This is a genomic window from Ruegeria discodermiae (assembly GCF_030758345.1).
GTDB lineage: Bacteria > Pseudomonadota > Alphaproteobacteria > Rhodobacterales > Rhodobacteraceae > Ruegeria_C.
Genome location: NZ_JAVAMO010000002.1, coordinates 45,736 through 61,336, shown reverse-complemented (window position 1 = coordinate 61,336; position 15,601 = coordinate 45,736). Strand labels below are relative to the sequence as shown.

Below are 15,601 nucleotides of genomic sequence, written 5' to 3'. Positions count from 1 at the left end.
GTCTTCTCCTCAATCCGCGCCGATGGCGACGGGGGCAATCAGTGGCTCGCCCGAGCGCAGGTTTTGCAAATCGGTCAGCCAGTTCTCCATTGCGCGCGCGGCGATCAGGATGAAGCTCAGCGGGACCGAGACCAGGAACCACCATTGCAGCACGTTGTCAGTACCCAGCAGGATCTGGAAATTCGCCGCCGAGTTGGCCGCGACCTGCGTCGAGGTGACGACAACGATCCAGGAGAATCCGAGCCAGAGCACCGCATCCATGGACAGGCACAGGAATTGCAATGCTCTGGGCATGTTGGAGCGGAACTCGGCAAAGGCCAGATGGGTCCTCAGCTTGACGTTATAAGCACAGCCCGCCCAGGTCATGATCAGGAACAGGAAAGGCGGCAGGGTTGTCGACCACGGCGCTTGCACGTTCAGGATGAAACGGCGGAACACCTCGACAAAGATAATGATGCCGATCAGCAGATAGGTCGACACCATGACTGTGGATTCCAGATTGCGTTCGACCCACGGTATATATTTGTAAAGCAGAAGAAAGAATGCACCGCCCAGGAACGTGGCAAAGGCACCAACCACCCAGGCCGCGTTGGTCTTGAGCGCTTCGCTGATCATCCAGGCGTCATTGGATAGAACCGCGCTGAAGATCTCCGAGATATCGCTGACAATAGTCGTCATGATCTGTCTCCTCCCTGAGACCGACAGTGGCGAAATTATGTGATTGTGAGGTTTGAACGGCGGCGGGGCAAGCCCGCCGCCTGAACCGTATTATTAGGCTTTCCACCAGCGGCGGGGCTCGACGTTTTCAGGCTTCATGTCAGCAGGCACCTCGCGTGCGATGCGATGAAGCTCGGTGTAGGTGTCGATGCCACCGGCCCATTTGTCGATGCGTTCGCGCCACTGTGCCCATGGCTCGGGCTGATATTCGGGCGAGCACATTTCCTCGGCCAGCTTGATCTGCTCGTCCGAAAGGAACGCGTTGCGCACATCATTTTCGGCAAAGATCGTGTCCGGCAGTTGCGGATCAGAGAAGCCGACGGTTTTGACCAGCGCGGCCTCGTTCGCCGCCTGCACGTGAACCTGAGCAAGATAGGAGGATTCCAGAACAGCGTCCTGAAGCTCACCACCCAGACTGTCGAACACCTTGGCCGACATCGAGGTATGCTCGGTCCCACAGAAGAACCGCAGGTCGACCGACTGCGTTACGACCGGCGCCATGTTGGCGTAGGCCACCGCAGACGCCCATGTCTCTGCACCGTCGATAAGCCCGGTCTTGAGGCCGTCGAGCGTTTCTTCCCACGCCACCGGAACCGGGTTCAGCTGCAGCAACTGCATTGCAATCCGGCCTAGCTGAGTACCCGTGACACGGTTCTTGGTGCCAAAGAGTTCTTCCAGCTTGGTCACAGTGGGTTTGTCTGCAAAAGACTGACCCATCTGCAGGCCGCGCAATTCGCAATGGCTGAACAGGAACTTCAGACCGTGGCGCTTCTCCAGCGGCTCGCGCAGGATCGCGTTCGATTCCGGGCTATAGAGGAAGTGATACTGCGACGCGCGGCCCGGGAACACGTAGGCGTAGTCGAGCACGTTCAGATAAGGCGCGCCACCGGCCGAGTTCTGGGTCGAAGCAGCATAGATGTCGACAATGCCGTTCTGGGTTTTTTCAACGCAGGACAGCTGACCACAAATCTGGTTGTCGCCGATGAACTCGACGCGAATCTCGCCATCCGTGCGGGATTCCAGGTCGCGGGCAAATTCCAGAGCGCCCGCTCGTTCGATCAGCAGGTTGCGGGCATTAAAGCCCGAAGCGCCGAATTTTAGCGTGAACTTGGCCTCTTTGGCGAATCGCTTTTCATAAGTTGATTCGGCGGCTGCTGCGAGCGACGGTAGCGATACGATTCCGCCCATAGATCCCGCTGCAAGCAGGGTCGAGGACAGGCCATACTGCCCTGACAGCTTGAAAAGATCACGCCGAGATATTCTGCTGAGCTTGTCAGCTACTTTCATGTCTTCTTCCTCCCGTGGTACAGAATTCTCATTAATGAGACTTGTGGTATCATTTTTAGTAGAATAAAGATGGTGACGCAAGGAAAACTTGCACGGGACCAGTTTCAATCTGGCGGAGGGCCAAAATATGCAGACACAACAAGCTGATTACATCGTGGTTGGAGGGGGCTCTGCCGGTTGCGTTCTGGCGAATCGTCTCAGTAAGGACCCGAGCAATCGCGTGATCCTGCTTGAGGCCGGGCCACGGGACTGGAACCCGTGGATTCACGTGCCGGTCGGGTATTTCAAGACCATGCACAACCCGTCGGTGGATTGGTGTTACCGCACCGAAAAGGATGACGGCCTGAATGGGCGCGCCATTGACTGGCCGCGCGGCAAAGTGCTGGGGGGATCATCCTCGCTGAACGGTTTGCTTTACGTGCGCGGCCAGAAAGAGGATTACGACCGCTGGCGCCAGATGGGCAACGAAGGCTGGGGCTGGGACGACGTGCTGCCGCTGTTCAAGCGTTCGGAAAACCAGGAGCGCGGCGCCGATGAGTTCCACGGCGTCGATGGTGAATTGTCGGTGTCGAACATGCGCCTGCAACGCCCGATCTGCGACGCCTGGGTCGCAGCGGCGCAAGCAGCTGGGTATCCGTTCAATTCCGACTATAACGGCGCAACGCAAGAAGGCGTGGGCTATTTCCAGTTGACCACCCGCAATGGCCGCCGCTGCAGCTCGGCTGTGGCATTCCTGAACCCGGCTCGCAAACGGCCGAACCTTCAGATCATCACGAACGCGCTGGTCCAGCGCGTGGTGATCGAAGGGGGGTGCGCCACGGGCATTCGTTATCTCGACAAGTCGGGGCAGGAATGTGAGGTGACCGCAACGCGCGAGATCGTTCTGTCCTCGGGCGCGATCAACTCGCCACAGATTCTGATGCTTTCCGGCATCGGCGACGCCGCGCAATTGAAAGAGAACGGCATCGAGGTGGTGGCCGACCTGCCCGCTGTGGGCAAGAACATGCAGGACCACCTACAGGCGCGTCTGGTTTTCAAATGTAATGAGCCCACCCTGAATGACGAGGTGCGCAGCCTGATCAATCAGGCCAAGATCGCAATGAAATACGCGCTGTTCCGGGCCGGACCGATGACCATGGCCGCAAGCCTTGCGGTGGGCTTCATGAAAACCGGCCCGCATGTGGATACGCCCGATATCCAGTTCCACGTACAGCCCTGGTCCGCCGACAGCCCCGGCGAAGGCGTGCATCCGTTTTCCGCCTTCACCATGTCGGTTTGCCAGTTGCGGCCCGAAAGCCGGGGTGAGATCGTGCTGGATGGCCCCGATCCGCGCAGCTATCCGAAAATCCACCCCAACTATCTGGCAACGGATCTGGATTGCCGAACCATCGTCGAAGGGGTCAAGATCGCACGCTCGATCGCGCGCGAAGCGCCGCTGAAATCCAAAATCTCGGAAGAGTTCCGCCCGACCAAGGATCTGGCGCTGGACGATTACGAGGGCACGCTGGACTGGGCACGCAGCCATTCCTCGTCCATCTATCACCCAACTGGCACTTGCAAGATGGGGCAGGGGCCGAACACGGTGGTCGACGCGCGGCTGCGGGTTCACGGCATTCGTGGATTGCGGGTGGCGGATTGCTCGATCATGCCCGAGATCGTCAGTGGCAACACCAACGCCCCGGCGATCATGATCGGCGAAAAGGCCAGCGATCTGATCCTTGAGGATCGCGCCTGACCTCTCGTACAGACCACCTGTAGCAGACTTGTTTGCCTCGGCTTTGGGATGTGCACGCAAGGCTCATTCACGCTTTCCGTGCAGAAACGCGGTTGTTTATTGACCCGTTGCGGGCCAAAGTGCCTGAAAACGTGCACGCTCGGCGCAGCTTTGCGCCGCGCGGGCAATCATCCCAGCCGGAGGCGTTTGCAGTGCGCAGGAACAGACGGTGACGAGCGGTACGCAAATGGTGCAGGGCACAGTCGCGCCGCTTAACCGGCCCTTGTTGGGGATCAACTTCTTCGCGGGCGACGTCACCGCAGGGTTCGGGCCTTATCTGGCAATTTATCTATTGGCGCAGCTGCACTGGTCGCCGCAAAGCATCGGCTTTGCGCTCGCGCTGGGGTCCATCGTAACGGTGATCGCGCAGACACCCGCCGGCGCGCTGATCGACTGGACCAGCGCAAAGCGCGGGCTGATGGTCGCCTGCATCACCGCTGTTGGGATCGCGGCGCTGACGCTGGTGGTGACGGATTCGCAATACGCCATCTATGGGGCGCAGGCCACAATGGGTGTGGCACTGGCCTTTCTGGGACCGCTGATCGCGGCGATCACCCTGGGGGTTGTCGGGCGTCAGGCGTTTACCCGACAGACCAGCGCCAACCAGGCCTGGAACCACGCGGGCAATGTGGTGGCTGCCGCCATCGCAGCAGGGCTGGCGCTTGCGGGATTTGTGGACGGGGTGTTCATTCTGATCTCGGTCATGTGTGTCGGCATGATCTTTTGCACCACGATGATCAGACCCTCTCAGATCGACCATGAGGCGGCGCGCGGCGGGGTTGCCGAAGACAGCACAGGCCAGGAGCAGCCCAGCGGATTCGCCACCATCCTGAGCGAGAGACGCCTGATCATCTTTGGGGCCTCGATCATCCTGTTTCATTTTGCCAATGCCAGCATGCTGCCGCTGGTCAGCCAGAAAGTGGCAAGCGGGGGCGATACCAAATCGGGCATCGCCTTTACCTCAGCCTGTATCATCTCGGCCCAGTTCATCATGATCGCCATGGCCGTTCTCTGCGGCAAGACCGCCGATAGCTGGGGCCGCAAACCTCTGTTCCTGATGGCGTTTTCGATCCTGCCGATCCGGGCGCTGCTTTATACGCTGACCGACAATTCGGTGGCGCTGGTCGCGATCCAGTCACTGGACGGTGTGGCCAACGGGATATTTGCGGTGCTGTTCCTGTTGATCGTGTCGGATGTCACAAAAGGCACCGGGCGATTCAACGTGGCGCAGGGGGCGCTGGCGACGTTGGTTGGTGTCGGTGCCTCGGCCAGTAACCTGGTCGCCGAAGAGATCGTACAGATCGCCAGCTATAACATGGCGTTCTATTTCCTCGCAGGCGTGGCGATTTTGGGCGCGCTGATCTTTGCCTTCCTGATGCCCGAGACCGCCGAACATGCCCGCCGCGATCTGGCCGCTGCCGACAGCACGGAGAGCCAGTAAGCCGCACCACCCGTAGATCACTCAGTCAAAACCGGAGAATGCCTGTGTCATTCAGCCTTGGGGTTTCAATCGCCGTCTTCACCCTGATCGCCATTCGCGAATGGCTGCCGTCATTTCTGAAAATCTGGCATGTCATGACCGCCGGGGCGGTGGTGTTGCTAGCGACCATGACAATCACGCCGCAGGCCGCGCTCAAGGCGATTGACTGGAACGTCATGCTCTACCTCTTCTCGGTGTTTTCCATCGGGCGGGCGCTGTATGAAAACGGCATCTCGCACCGGATCGCCGGGTGGATGGTGGGTTGGCGCACGCCGGGCGTCTCGCTGGTGGCTTTCATGCTGCTCTTTGCGCTGGTCGCCGCCGTGCTGACCAATGACGCAGCCGCCATCATAGGTACTCCTATTGCGCTGATGCTGGCGCATCAGACCGGCGCGGATCAGCGCACCTTTCTGGTGGCGCTTTGTGTGGCGGTCACCGTTGGCAGCATGGCCACTCCGATCGGCAATCCGCAGAACCTGCTGATTGCGGCCAGTGGCCACGTGCCCGCTCCCATGGTCACCTTCCTGATCTGGCTGATCGTGCCCACGCTGATCTGTCTGGGCGGCAGTGCGCTCTGGCTGTCCTGGCGCATGGTGGTGACCACGCCAGAGGCCGGAACGGAGGAACTGGAAGGGCAGGAGGGTACACAATGGCCGGTCCTGCTGGCGATTGCGGTTCTGGTTGTGCTGGTCACGGTTGAAAGCGTGCTGGCGGCAACAGGCTCAAAGCTCGGCTATCCGCTGGGCGTGGCAGCGGCCATCGCCTGCCTGCCGGTTTATCTGTTTGACGGGGCGCGGGTACGAACGTTCACGCGGCTCGACTGGCCAACGCTGGTGTTTTTCGTCTCGATGTTCATCGTGACCGGTGCGCTGTTGGATTCAGGCTCGCTGCAGGCGATGCTGGGCGAGGAGCGTCAGCACATGAACGAACCTATGGTCACCGCCACGATCAGCTTTTTCGGCAGTCAGGTATTTTCGAACGTGCCGCTGGTGGACATGTATCTGAAGCTGCTACCCTCATTCGAGGTGCCCAATCTGATGATGCTGGCGGGCGTGTCGACCCTTGCGGGCAATGTCTTCATCATCAGCGCAGCAAGCAATGTGATCGTGTTGCAGATGGCCGACCGGATGGGCGCGGAGGAGGTCACCTTCACCCAGTTCATGAAGGATGTGCTGCCCATCGGGCTGGTCTCAACCGGGATCACGGTCGCCTGGATCCTGATGCTGGAAACCCATCTGGGCGGGTGAGCGGGGTCAGCGGCAAAGCTCGACTTTGGCGAGGCTCGATACCTTATCCTTCAATTGTCGGGCCACCATGTCGCGATCGAACCCGGCAGGCGCACCAATGTGAATTGCACGGATTGGTCGAGTCTTGGCAGGGACCGGGTATCACGATGCGGCTTTGAGAAACAAGGCCGCCGAAGCGCCGGATAGGCGCTGCGGCGAGTGGAGTGGCAGATCGGGGGGGATCAGGGGGCAGCAAATTCCGTTCCGGTCCAGACGAAGTCGAGCTGCGCAAAGACCGTAGAGGTCAGAAGTGCTTCGGCGGGGTAGAGCAGGTTCAGTTCATCACCGAGCCGGGTTTCGCCGGGGACAGGCGTGGATGAGCTGGAGTTTGTGGGCGCAAGCGAGGTCGTGGTTACCGAGACCAGCAGGGGCACATTGCTGACTTCGTCCGGCGCGGCGCAAGGAAGTGTCGAATTGTTGAAATTATACAACTTTGACGATGATGCCTTGACATACTGACCCAAATATATCGCCAAATAGAAAGGCCCGCATACTGCGTCGCGCAGGCCGTTTCCCGTCTTCCGAGGGATATCACTCCGGTTTTCGGATGTTGAACACCATCTCATGTTCCTGTCTGCCGGCACCTTCACCTACGGCCACCTTATAGCCAGCGTTTTCGATGTTATACCCCTTCTGCATGGCGACGATCAGCACCGCGCCGAAGGTGGCGAAACCCAGCACGATACAGATAGCAGCAAGCACTCCGAGCACGATAAGAACGATTGAACCCGCCGTAAGGCCTTCAAGCGGGCGGGCCAGATGGCTTTGGGATTCGGCCCCGATGAACTGGCCCCCGCGCTCGATGATCTGCGTCCGAAAGGCCTCTGTGATCGGGCCATCAATGGCCAGATCAACCGGCGCGTCCTGCTCGATCAGCGTTCGCATTCGGGTGTGGGAGTTGGGCTCGGTCAGCGGCGTGGTCACCGGCGGCGGGGTGCCATCGGCTGACGCATGGACCCGCAGCCGGAAGCTGACATTTCCCGCAGGCACAGGATGCGCCCAGCGCACCACCAGCCGCAGCCGCCCGGTTGTTCCGCGCTCCGGTCGCGCCTCCAGTTCGGCCCCTGCGGCGAGCGAGGCCTCGGGCGTTGCCAGATCGATCAGACTCAACTGCAGGCCCTCGGGGATATCGACCTCGAACACCTCTTCACCGCTTTCAAGGCGCGGCAACTGAAAAAGCCCCTCGTCAGCGGCAAAACTGCGGGTCTCATCCAGCACCACTATATTGCCAGCGGGACCGGCCTCGGCACCGTCAACCGCAACGGTCAGGGCGCGGCCCTGACCGGATACGGGCGCGGGCGAAGCCGCTAGGTAAAAAGCTGATCGACAAAGCGCGCCGCCGCTTCGGGCGTGGCCCCTTTGCGGATCGCTTCGGCAATTGCCGCCGCCTTCATGTCCCCGTTGGGATCAGTGGTGCCCATGGAATAAGGCCGGACCAAACCCTGCTGCGTGGCGATTGTGGTGCGGGTGTGCACCGTCTGGGCAGTCGCCTCGATCAGGGACAGCGTCGGCACCCCGGCGCTGAGGCCTATTTCGAAGGTCACACCGATGGGCTGATCCTGCGTGTTGGTGATCACATGCGCGCCAACCGGCATCCCCACCAGCCCGTCATCGAACCATCCGATGGTTTCCACGGTGACCCCATGGGTATAACTGGTGCCGCCGAAGTTTTCCGGCCCGCCGCGGACCACGGTGAACTGGCCGTTCACCCCGGCAGAGGCGACCCAGCCGGTGACCTCGGACAGAGCGCCGTAGAACCCGATGCGACGGCCCGGCGCAAACACGATGCCCGCCCCGGCGGTGGCGCCATCCCCAAGACCCGCGCCAACCCCGCCACCAAAGCCGATGGTGACATCAAGCCGGTCGCAGATCGTCAGGATCATATCGAAATCGATGAAGGCCGCCGCCAGATAGGTGGCCGGGTTGATCGCGCCCGCCGTTGCGCGGATGGCGTTTTCGATGGCAAAGATCAGCACCTCTGCCTGCCATCCCTCCAAAACCGTCGCGCCGGGCAGATGCACGGTGTTGTCCGAGAAGGCGCGGCCCATGCTGAAGCTGCCAACGCGTCCGCGCGCGCGCTCCCCGGCGATATCAAGCGGCGGGTCGATCGGCAGCACATTCTCGATGGCGCGGCGATTGGCGTCGCTGAGACGGTTGATAGTGTTGCGGCCATTATCAGTCAGGATCGCCCCGCCCGAGCCCGGTGCCATGCCGGTGCGTTCGGCAAAGCTCCGGTCGCTTCCGCTCTGCATCAGCGAACCGCCATGAACAATGAAGCTGCCATGCGGGAAATGCCCGACCTCATGTGAGGTGGTTTCGCCCATCAGACGGCCATACATCTGCGCCGCCAGATCCAGATTGGCAGAGCTTTGGCTGCCACCGGCAAGCGTATCCTCGACCGTTTCGACCTCGTCGATCACCCGCATATGACCCAGCAGGACCGAGGCCACATTATGCAGGTTCAGCGGCGCAGGCAGATCGCCCGGCTGGTGATTGCGGCCCAGCGTGCTGGTGCCGAAGGCGGTCGGCGTGCCGGTATCGTGGCTCTCTTCCGGGTCGTTCGCGCCCACCTGCGCATCGACATTGGCGATCGAGACCGAAGCCGCGACTGCCTCTCCGCCGGGGAAACCGGCATTTGCGCCCACCACCAGATGGGCGGGCAGGTTTTCGCCAGGAAAGATCAGGCGTATGTTGGTGTCCTCATAGAGCAGCTGCATCACTTCGCGCATCTCGTCGATCAGCGCGGCGCGACGGCTGCGTAATCCGAGACCGTCGAGGAAGGTATCGACATTGGCGTCGAAGACGATCTTCACGAAATGCGGTGAACTGACGAGATATTTGTTGGATTCGATGGTGGTGCCCGAGGAATCCTTGACCATGCAATCCACATGCGCCACGCCGGGTGCCAGCGAGCGCAGCGTGACACGGGTACCGCTGGCGCTTTGCGCGGTGCCAGACCCGGCCTCGAACAGCACGCGGGTGCGGTCATCTGCGTCAGGGATGTTCCAGCGGACCGAACCGCCATCGGGCATGTTGGGTACCGAAACCTCCAGCACCGTAGTGCCCGAAATGTCATGGGTGTCATGCCCGAAGGTGCGGCGCGACACGCTCATGCCCCGGCTGGTATTGGCAACGATGAAGCTGCGCGCAAAGGGTTGAGCATAGTAACCCTGCGCCGTGACCGGGGCCTCGCTCCGGGTTGGCCCGGCACCACCCGCGGGATCTTTGGGCATCATTGGCGCGGGTTCCGGCGCAGGCATTGCGACGGGCATCGGCTGGGCCGGCATCAAAGGGAGGCCACCCACCGAGGCGCGTGAGCGGGTCATCAGCGGCAACCCCCCGACAACACCGGGTCGCGACAGGCTTTGGGCCACCGACATGATGCCGCCACCGCGCGCCCAGTCGATCTTGTCCGGTGTCAGCAACACACCGCGATTGTGGTGACTGTCCCCGCTCAGGCCTCGCGCCACATGCACGCCCATCACCGGGATCGCTTCGGGCAGATCGCCGCCAGAGCTGTCATTGTTGAAATGGGCAAAGACAGGTGAGCCGGAATTGCCCTTGCGGGTCTGCAGGTTGTACTCGACGATCTCGCCCCCGCCGGTCAGGCGGCGCACCCGGTCGATATCCAGATGCTGGCGGTCGCTGGCCACATCCTGCCCGCCATAGCCGCAGACCGCGATCGGGGCCTCTGGCGAGGGGGAATAGTTGATCAGATGGAAATGCTCGCCATTGGGCGGGCCCTGGGTAACCCGGATCACCGCCATGTCATGGGTCCGGTCGCTGGCACCGGAACTGCGCCAGGTAGGGTGGATCGTCCAGTCCTGCGTCCGCACGCTGAACCGGTGCGGGATATTGGAGTTGCTTTGCTGGCCGGGGCGGATGGACACCGACGTGGCCTCCTCCAGCGTCGAGGTGCCAGGGGCATTGCCAAAGAGGTTATGCCCGGCTGTCAGAATCAGGTCTGGCGCGATGTAAAACCCCGTACCACCATAGGTGCCCGAGGGCCGGGTCATCACCAGTTTGCAGATGGCCGTGAACGGGAAATAGCTGGTGTTCTGCACCCCTACGCGGAAATTCTGGTGCCGCGCGGCAAAGCTGGCGATCTGCCGGATCGCGTCCCAAGGATTGGTGGCATCAATGATGGGATTGACGGCGGCAAAGGGGCGGGCACGGGCGTAGTCAAGCGGCATGGCCATGGCATGTCCTTTCTGGGATCGAAAATGATGAGTTATGTCCGGCGCAGAGGGTCATTGCTGTTGCTGCCCTCCGGGTGCGCCGGTGATGGGCTTGTTTGCGCCCGGGTTCGGGGTGTTCTGCTGAATCTGCGCGATCACGGCGGTGTCGGCGAACCGTTCCAGCGGGAAGTAATCGGATTTGAACCGCAAATCGACTTCGCCAGTCAGATCGGCCGAGACATCGATCTCGGATTCCGATGATTTCTTGGAACTTGAAACATAGCTGACGGTGGTTTTCATCGAGGCTTTGACTGGCGACAGGAACCAGCCGTAGCGGGCGGATGCTTCGGTCTTGGAATCGAATTTCTGCGCCGATTCCGCGCGCGATGTATCCGTGGTATCGATACGAAAGCCCATGGCGGCTTTGATCCGGCCCCGGGTGACAACAATGCGGTTCATGCCCATCAGCACCATGGTGGCCAGCGTCTGCTGGCGCGATTGCGCAATCTTGCGGCGCGCGGCGGGCACGAGAAGCGTTTCAATGCTCTCCTCGTCGACGCTGGTGACCTGTTCGCCAAGGTTCAGATCACCCTGGAAATTTGGCTGCTGCGCGTCATCCGCGCCCTCCTGCGGGACCAAGCGTGGCTGACCCGAGGACGTATCCAGCCGGATCACCTGCGGATAGGCGCCAGCCAGCCAGTCGCGGGCGTTGTTGTCGGTGATGTTGTCGGCCTCGAATTGCTGCACGGTCTTGGCCACGTTCGACAGCAATTCGGCGTAGGCCTCCATCTGCTGGATCGAACTGTCGACGATGGCTTGAAAGGTGCCTTTGATCAGATCCGCGACAAAGGTCGGGAAGGCAATGGCATTCAAGGTATCCTCGGTGATGCGGGCAACGTTCGAAGCTGCGACCGGGGTGAAGCCGCCCTCCTGATTGGGCTGGAACCCTTCGGCCTGCGCGCGGGCCGGGGCCGTCATCGTGCCGTCGACCACGCGCTGTTCGCGCACAACCGGGGTCTGGTCGAGCTTCTTGGACTGGGTCCAATCATCCTCGATCAGGGTGGCTGTATAGGTGGTGATCCGTTCCAGATCTCCGCGCATCTTCGACTGTGCGTCGGCGGGCAGTTGGTAGAAGGCGGGCGCGGATTCTAGCAGCGCCTTGACCTGACCCGCGGCCAGCGCCTGCACCGCCGGAGAGGTCGTCATCTCCGGCCCAGTGTTTTCGCCAAACGGACCGGGCAGCGGGTTGGTGTCCTGAAATTGGGTCATCATGTCGTTCATCCGCCGCCTCCATCCGTGACAGTGGCGCCTGCGCCCTCGACCGCGCCGCCGACGGCGCTGCCCACCGCACCGGTTGCGGCCCGCCCGGCCTGGCCTGCGGCATCGATCAGGCCATCAGCGATGGTCGGGGCGGGTTCCTGTGCATGGGCCTGCATCCGGTCCGAGACCACTTGCGCCGCAGACGGCCCACTGGCGCTGCGCTGGGTCATGCCTGCGGCGGCGTTGATCGGGTGGTTGGCCTCGGGGTTGGGGGTGTTGCCGCGAATGCGCTCGATGCTTTCGGCGCGGGCCAGACGGTTCAGCGGCAGGTAATCGGTCTCAAACGTCAAATCAACCTCGCCGGTCAGATCGGCCTGCACGTTGATGGCGCTGTCGCTGTCGGATTGCTGCGAACTGACATAAGCCACCGAGGTGCGCGCCGAAAACGCCACATAGAACATGCCCTGAACCGAGTTCTGATGGCTGAAATCGAAGGTCGAGGCTTCTTCCGCATGGGCGCGGTCGCTGGCGTCGATATGGAAGCCCATGGTGGCCCGCAAGCGCCCATGGCGGATGACGATGCGCTGCAGACCCAGCATCACCATCGAGCTGAGCATCTGCAACCGCGATTCCGCCAGACGACGGCGGGCGGCAGGGACCAGTTGTTCCTCGATCGTCTCTTCATCCAGCGAGGCAACCGGGTCGGGCAGGCCCAGACGGCCCTGCATCCCCTCCAGCGCGCTGCCATCGGCCTCTTCGCCCGCCTCGGTCAGGCTGACGCGGGGGGTTTCCTCAGAAGTGTCGATCTGCATCAGGTCCGGGTAGGACTGCACCAGAAAATCCCGCGCCTGATTGTCGGTGATGTTGTCGCGGGTGAACTCGGCCACGGATTTCGAGACGTTCTCGACCAGTTCCATAAAGGCCTGCATCTGCTTGATCGTAGTCCCGATGATGGCGTCGAACGTGCCGTTGATCAGGTCCGCAACGAAGGTCGGAAAGGCGATGGCCCGTAAGGTGGACTGGGTGATATCGGCGACACGGCCGGTGGCCGATGTCTGCAGGTTGGCGCGAGCGGCCTGCGTGCGGGCAACAGGTTGTGCCTGCGGGGCTGGCTGGTCCTGCGCAACCGGTCGGTAGGTGCGTTCATGCCGCACCAGCGGCGTCTGGCCGAGCTTCTGGGTCTGCGCCCAGGCATCGCGCGCCAATTCGGCGGCATAGGCGCTGATATTGGTCAACTGCCCGCGCATCCGGTCGCGGTCCTTGGCGCTGAGCGCATAAAAGCTGGGCGTGCGGTTCAAGAGCGCATCGATCTGGGTCTGCACCAGCGACACGGTTTCAGCGCCGGGCCGGATACCCTCGGGCGAGGGCGCGCGATTATAGGGGGCGGGCAGGCTGTTGAAGCGAGTCATTGCAACCACCCCGGCGCGCTCTGATGGGTCGGCTGCGGTGCCGGATCGATTCCGGCAGCCGTGAGCCAGAGCTCGGCCCAGCCAGCGGCCTGTGGTTCGCTGGAAATGGCTGCGGCAATTGCGCGGCTGTCGGCGCTGCGCAGGGCGGGCAGGTGATCGGCCATCCAGCCGATCAGACGCAGGCCGGTCTGGGCGCGGTTGATATGACCGGCCAGATCGGGCGTGTCCGGCCCCAGCACATTGCGCACCACATCCCAGGCATTGGCGCCCCGGAACAGCGTCGCCAGACCCGAGTGGTTGAGCGCATCCAGCGCCACCCGCAACTGCTGCGACAACCGTTCGGCCACGATCAGCGTGTTGCCCTGCATCCGACCAGAGAGCGCGCCCAGCAGCGACTGCGCCGCCACACCTGCGCGCATTGCCGTCCCGGTCGAGGGGCTATACCCACCCAGCGATTGCGCCGCCCGCAAGAGGGCGATGCAGAACCGTGCCAATTGCGGCTCGAACTCGCGATTGACGGCGGTGTCACCCAGATTGGGGTCGGCATAACCCACACCGAACACCCGCGCAAAGATCTGGTTGCGCAGATCACGCCCCACCCAGCCCTGCTGCATTACATCAGCCAGATGCTCCAGCCGCTCAGCCGCCTCGCGGTCGGTCAGGTTCAGGGTAAAGCGGTTTGCGGCCAGTTCCTCACCCACGCTCATCAAATAGGTGCCCTCGATCTCAGCGGAGAAGTAGAGCGCGGCCACCACCTGCAGCGCCTCGGCGCTGATCTGACCGCCAAGACCACCGCGATATTCCGGCAGATCGATGAATAGCGGATCGCCGCCCAGCCCCATCGCGACCGTCGCCGGAAACCCCGGACGCGCGCGGTCGAGCAGGCTGGCCACATGGTCCAGCGAGCGCGAGAGCGTGGCAGCGGGGTCGGGCATGGCTCAGCCTCCGAGACCGGCGGGGGGCGGGGGCAACGGCGGGGCAGGCGGCAATGGCAGGGCCGCTCCTGCCTGCTGTTGCTGCGGCGTGGGCTGCTGCGCGATCTGGGTGATCACCGTTTCGTTGGTGCCCAGCATTTCCATCATGTTTTCCAGCGGGAAATAGTCGGACTTGAAGCGCAGATCGACATTGCCGGTCAGCTTGGCCTTGAGCGTCGATTTGCTTTCGCTTTCATCGGTCTGGTTGGTGTCGATATCGGTCTTGACGTTCAGCCGTGTGCGTTCGGATTCGCGGTTCTTGGCGAAGATCCACCAGCCATCGCGCTTCTTCTTGTTGTGGCGCTTGTTGTAGGTCTGCTCAAAGCTCGTATCGATCTCCTGATTGCGGCGCAGCACGTCCCTTGCATCAATCGAGAACATGCAGCTGGCCTGAATCTTGCCATCCGTAACCACGATCCGGTTGATGCCCATCAGCACCATAGTGGCCAGCAGCTTTTGGCGGTCCATCGCCATGTTTTTGCGCACAGCGGGCACGATCTGTTGCTGCATCACCTCTTCATCGCCGGGGTCCAGATCAAAGGGCAGCCCGAGGCTTTGCAGAAAGCCGCCCATCTGGTCTTCATTGGCATCCGAGCGTGGGGCGATGCTGGGGGCGTCACCGCTCCAATCCTGTTCGAACAGGTCGGAATTGCCCGAGACCATCTGGTCCATCGCCTGTTCCTGCGAGACATTGTCCTGCATGTACTGGTCGACCGACTTCGAGACATTGGCGACCATGGTGGCATAAGCCTCCATCTGCTGGATCGAGGTCTGCACGATCGCGTTGAAGACGCCTTCGATCAGCGAGGCGCAGAATTGTGGAAAATCAACAGCGTCGATGACGCTGGCCAGATCGGTTCCGGCATTCTTGGTGGCGGCATTCTGGAAATCGACACCAGCACCGGTAAAGCCGCGCTGGCCCTGGTTGGGCGCGCCGGGACGCGGGGGCTCGGCAAGCGCTTGCGCAGGTGCAGTGCCTGCGGGGTTGTCGATAAAGACCGACATCGGCAGGCCAGCGGTCTCGCCACCGGCATCGGTGATGAAGCGGGCCACCTTGACCGTATCGCGCGCCACCTCACGCTGCTTCTCAGGCGGCAGGGCGCGGAAGGCAGCCGAGCGGGTCAGCACGTTGCGGACATTCTGGCGCACATGGTTCAGCGTGTCGTCCATGGGACCGGCCGGGGTCTGTGCAGGATTGTGTGGCGGCGGGTTGGGGGCGGGGTGCATCATGGCGGG

At 62.0% G+C, this 15,601-nt stretch carries 12 protein-coding genes; 3 read left to right on the top strand and 9 right to left on the bottom strand.

Annotation, left to right across the window (positions count from 1 at the left end):
* Positions 1 to 9 precede the first annotated feature (9 nt).
* Both Q5Y75_RS07280 and Q5Y75_RS07275 read right to left on the bottom strand, forming a co-directional pair.
* The gene (locus tag Q5Y75_RS07280; RefSeq protein ID WP_306195808.1) at positions 10 to 678 is read right to left on the bottom strand and encodes a TRAP transporter small permease; all 669 of its coding nucleotides are present in this window, start codon (positions 676 to 678) and stop codon (positions 10 to 12) included.
* Between the two features lie 93 nt (positions 679 to 771).
* Entirely contained in the window at positions 772 to 2,004 is a 1,233-nt protein-coding gene (locus tag Q5Y75_RS07275) for a TRAP transporter substrate-binding protein (protein ID WP_306195807.1), read from the bottom strand.
* Positions 2,005 to 2,131: 127 nt separating this feature from the next.
* Here Q5Y75_RS07275 and Q5Y75_RS07270 point away from each other — a divergent pair, with 127 nt between their 5' ends.
* The 3 genes from Q5Y75_RS07270 to Q5Y75_RS07260 all read left to right on the top strand — a co-directional run bounded on the left by Q5Y75_RS07270 (position 2,132) and on the right by Q5Y75_RS07260 (position 6,505).
* A complete protein-coding gene (locus Q5Y75_RS07270) occupies positions 2,132 to 3,739 on the top strand; it encodes a GMC family oxidoreductase (protein ID WP_306195806.1) in 1,608 nt (535 codons plus the stop codon).
* 208 nt (positions 3,740 to 3,947) lie between these two features.
* The gene (locus tag Q5Y75_RS07265) at positions 3,948 to 5,219 is read left to right on the top strand and encodes an MFS transporter (RefSeq protein WP_306195805.1); all 1,272 of its coding nucleotides are present in this window, start codon (positions 3,948 to 3,950) and stop codon (positions 5,217 to 5,219) included.
* 44 nt (positions 5,220 to 5,263) lie between these two features.
* Positions 5,264 to 6,505, top strand: a complete 1,242-nt coding sequence (locus tag Q5Y75_RS07260) for an ArsB/NhaD family transporter (RefSeq protein WP_306195804.1) — start codon at positions 5,264 to 5,266, stop codon at positions 6,503 to 6,505.
* A gap of 221 nt (positions 6,506 to 6,726) precedes the next feature.
* Here Q5Y75_RS07260 and Q5Y75_RS07255 read toward each other — a convergent pair whose 3' ends face one another.
* The 7 genes from Q5Y75_RS07255 to Q5Y75_RS07225 form a co-directional block, all read right to left on the bottom strand.
* Positions 6,727 to 6,918 carry a hypothetical protein gene (locus Q5Y75_RS07255; protein WP_306195802.1) on the bottom strand — a complete coding sequence of 64 codons (192 nt, stop codon included), beginning with the start codon at positions 6,916 to 6,918 and terminating at the stop codon, positions 6,727 to 6,729.
* A 157-nt stretch (positions 6,919 to 7,075) separates the two neighbouring features.
* Entirely contained in the window at positions 7,076 to 7,762 is a 687-nt protein-coding gene (locus Q5Y75_RS07250) for a hypothetical protein (protein WP_306195800.1), read from the bottom strand.
* 89 nt (positions 7,763 to 7,851) lie between these two features.
* On the bottom strand, positions 7,852 to 10,743 hold the full coding sequence (locus tag Q5Y75_RS07245) for a trypsin-like peptidase domain-containing protein (protein WP_306195798.1): 2,892 nt from the start codon (positions 10,741 to 10,743) through the stop codon (positions 7,852 to 7,854).
* Positions 10,744 to 10,794: 51 nt separating this feature from the next.
* Positions 10,795 to 12,003 carry a hypothetical protein gene (locus Q5Y75_RS07240; RefSeq protein WP_306195796.1) on the bottom strand — a complete coding sequence of 403 codons (1,209 nt, stop codon included), beginning with the start codon at positions 12,001 to 12,003 and terminating at the stop codon, positions 10,795 to 10,797.
* Positions 12,000 to 13,391: a hypothetical protein gene (locus Q5Y75_RS07235; RefSeq protein ID WP_306195795.1), complete on the bottom strand. Its 1,392-nt coding sequence runs from the start codon at positions 13,389 to 13,391 to the stop codon at positions 12,000 to 12,002. The genes Q5Y75_RS07240 and Q5Y75_RS07235 overlap by 4 nt, the downstream gene beginning before the upstream one ends.
* The gene (locus Q5Y75_RS07230) at positions 13,388 to 14,326 is read right to left on the bottom strand and encodes a hypothetical protein (protein ID WP_306195793.1); all 939 of its coding nucleotides are present in this window, start codon (positions 14,324 to 14,326) and stop codon (positions 13,388 to 13,390) included. Before Q5Y75_RS07230 ends, Q5Y75_RS07235 begins: the two co-directional genes overlap by 4 nt.
* A 3-nt stretch (positions 14,327 to 14,329) precedes the next feature.
* Positions 14,330 to 15,595 (bottom strand): hypothetical protein, encoded by a 1,266-nt coding sequence (locus Q5Y75_RS07225; RefSeq protein ID WP_306195792.1) that lies wholly within the window; start codon positions 15,593 to 15,595, stop codon positions 14,330 to 14,332.
* Positions 15,596 to 15,601: the final 6 nt, after the last annotated feature.

What these genes read in the sequence shown, in the direction of transcription:
- Q5Y75_RS07280 (WP_306195808.1), bottom strand. Translation starts at nt 678, where the DNA reads ATGACGACTATTGTCAGCGATATCTCGGAGATCTTCAGCGCGGTTCTA.
- Q5Y75_RS07275 (WP_306195807.1), bottom strand. Translation starts at nt 2,004, where the DNA reads ATGAAAGTAGCTGACAAGCTCAGCAGAATATCTCGGCGTGATCTTTTC.
- Q5Y75_RS07270 (WP_306195806.1), top strand. Translation starts at nt 2,132, where the DNA reads ATGCAGACACAACAAGCTGATTACATCGTGGTTGGAGGGGGCTCTGCC.
- Q5Y75_RS07245 (WP_306195798.1), bottom strand. Translation starts at nt 10,743, where the DNA reads ATGGCCATGCCGCTTGACTACGCCCGTGCCCGCCCCTTTGCCGCCGTC.
- Q5Y75_RS07240 (WP_306195796.1), bottom strand. Translation starts at nt 12,003, where the DNA reads ATGAACGACATGATGACCCAATTTCAGGACACCAACCCGCTGCCCGGT.
- Q5Y75_RS07235 (WP_306195795.1), bottom strand. Translation starts at nt 13,391, where the DNA reads ATGACTCGCTTCAACAGCCTGCCCGCCCCCTATAATCGCGCGCCCTCG.
- Q5Y75_RS07230 (WP_306195793.1), bottom strand. Translation starts at nt 14,326, where the DNA reads ATGCCCGACCCCGCTGCCACGCTCTCGCGCTCGCTGGACCATGTGGCC.
- Q5Y75_RS07225 (WP_306195792.1), bottom strand. Translation starts at nt 15,595, where the DNA reads ATGATGCACCCCGCCCCCAACCCGCCGCCACACAATCCTGCACAGACC.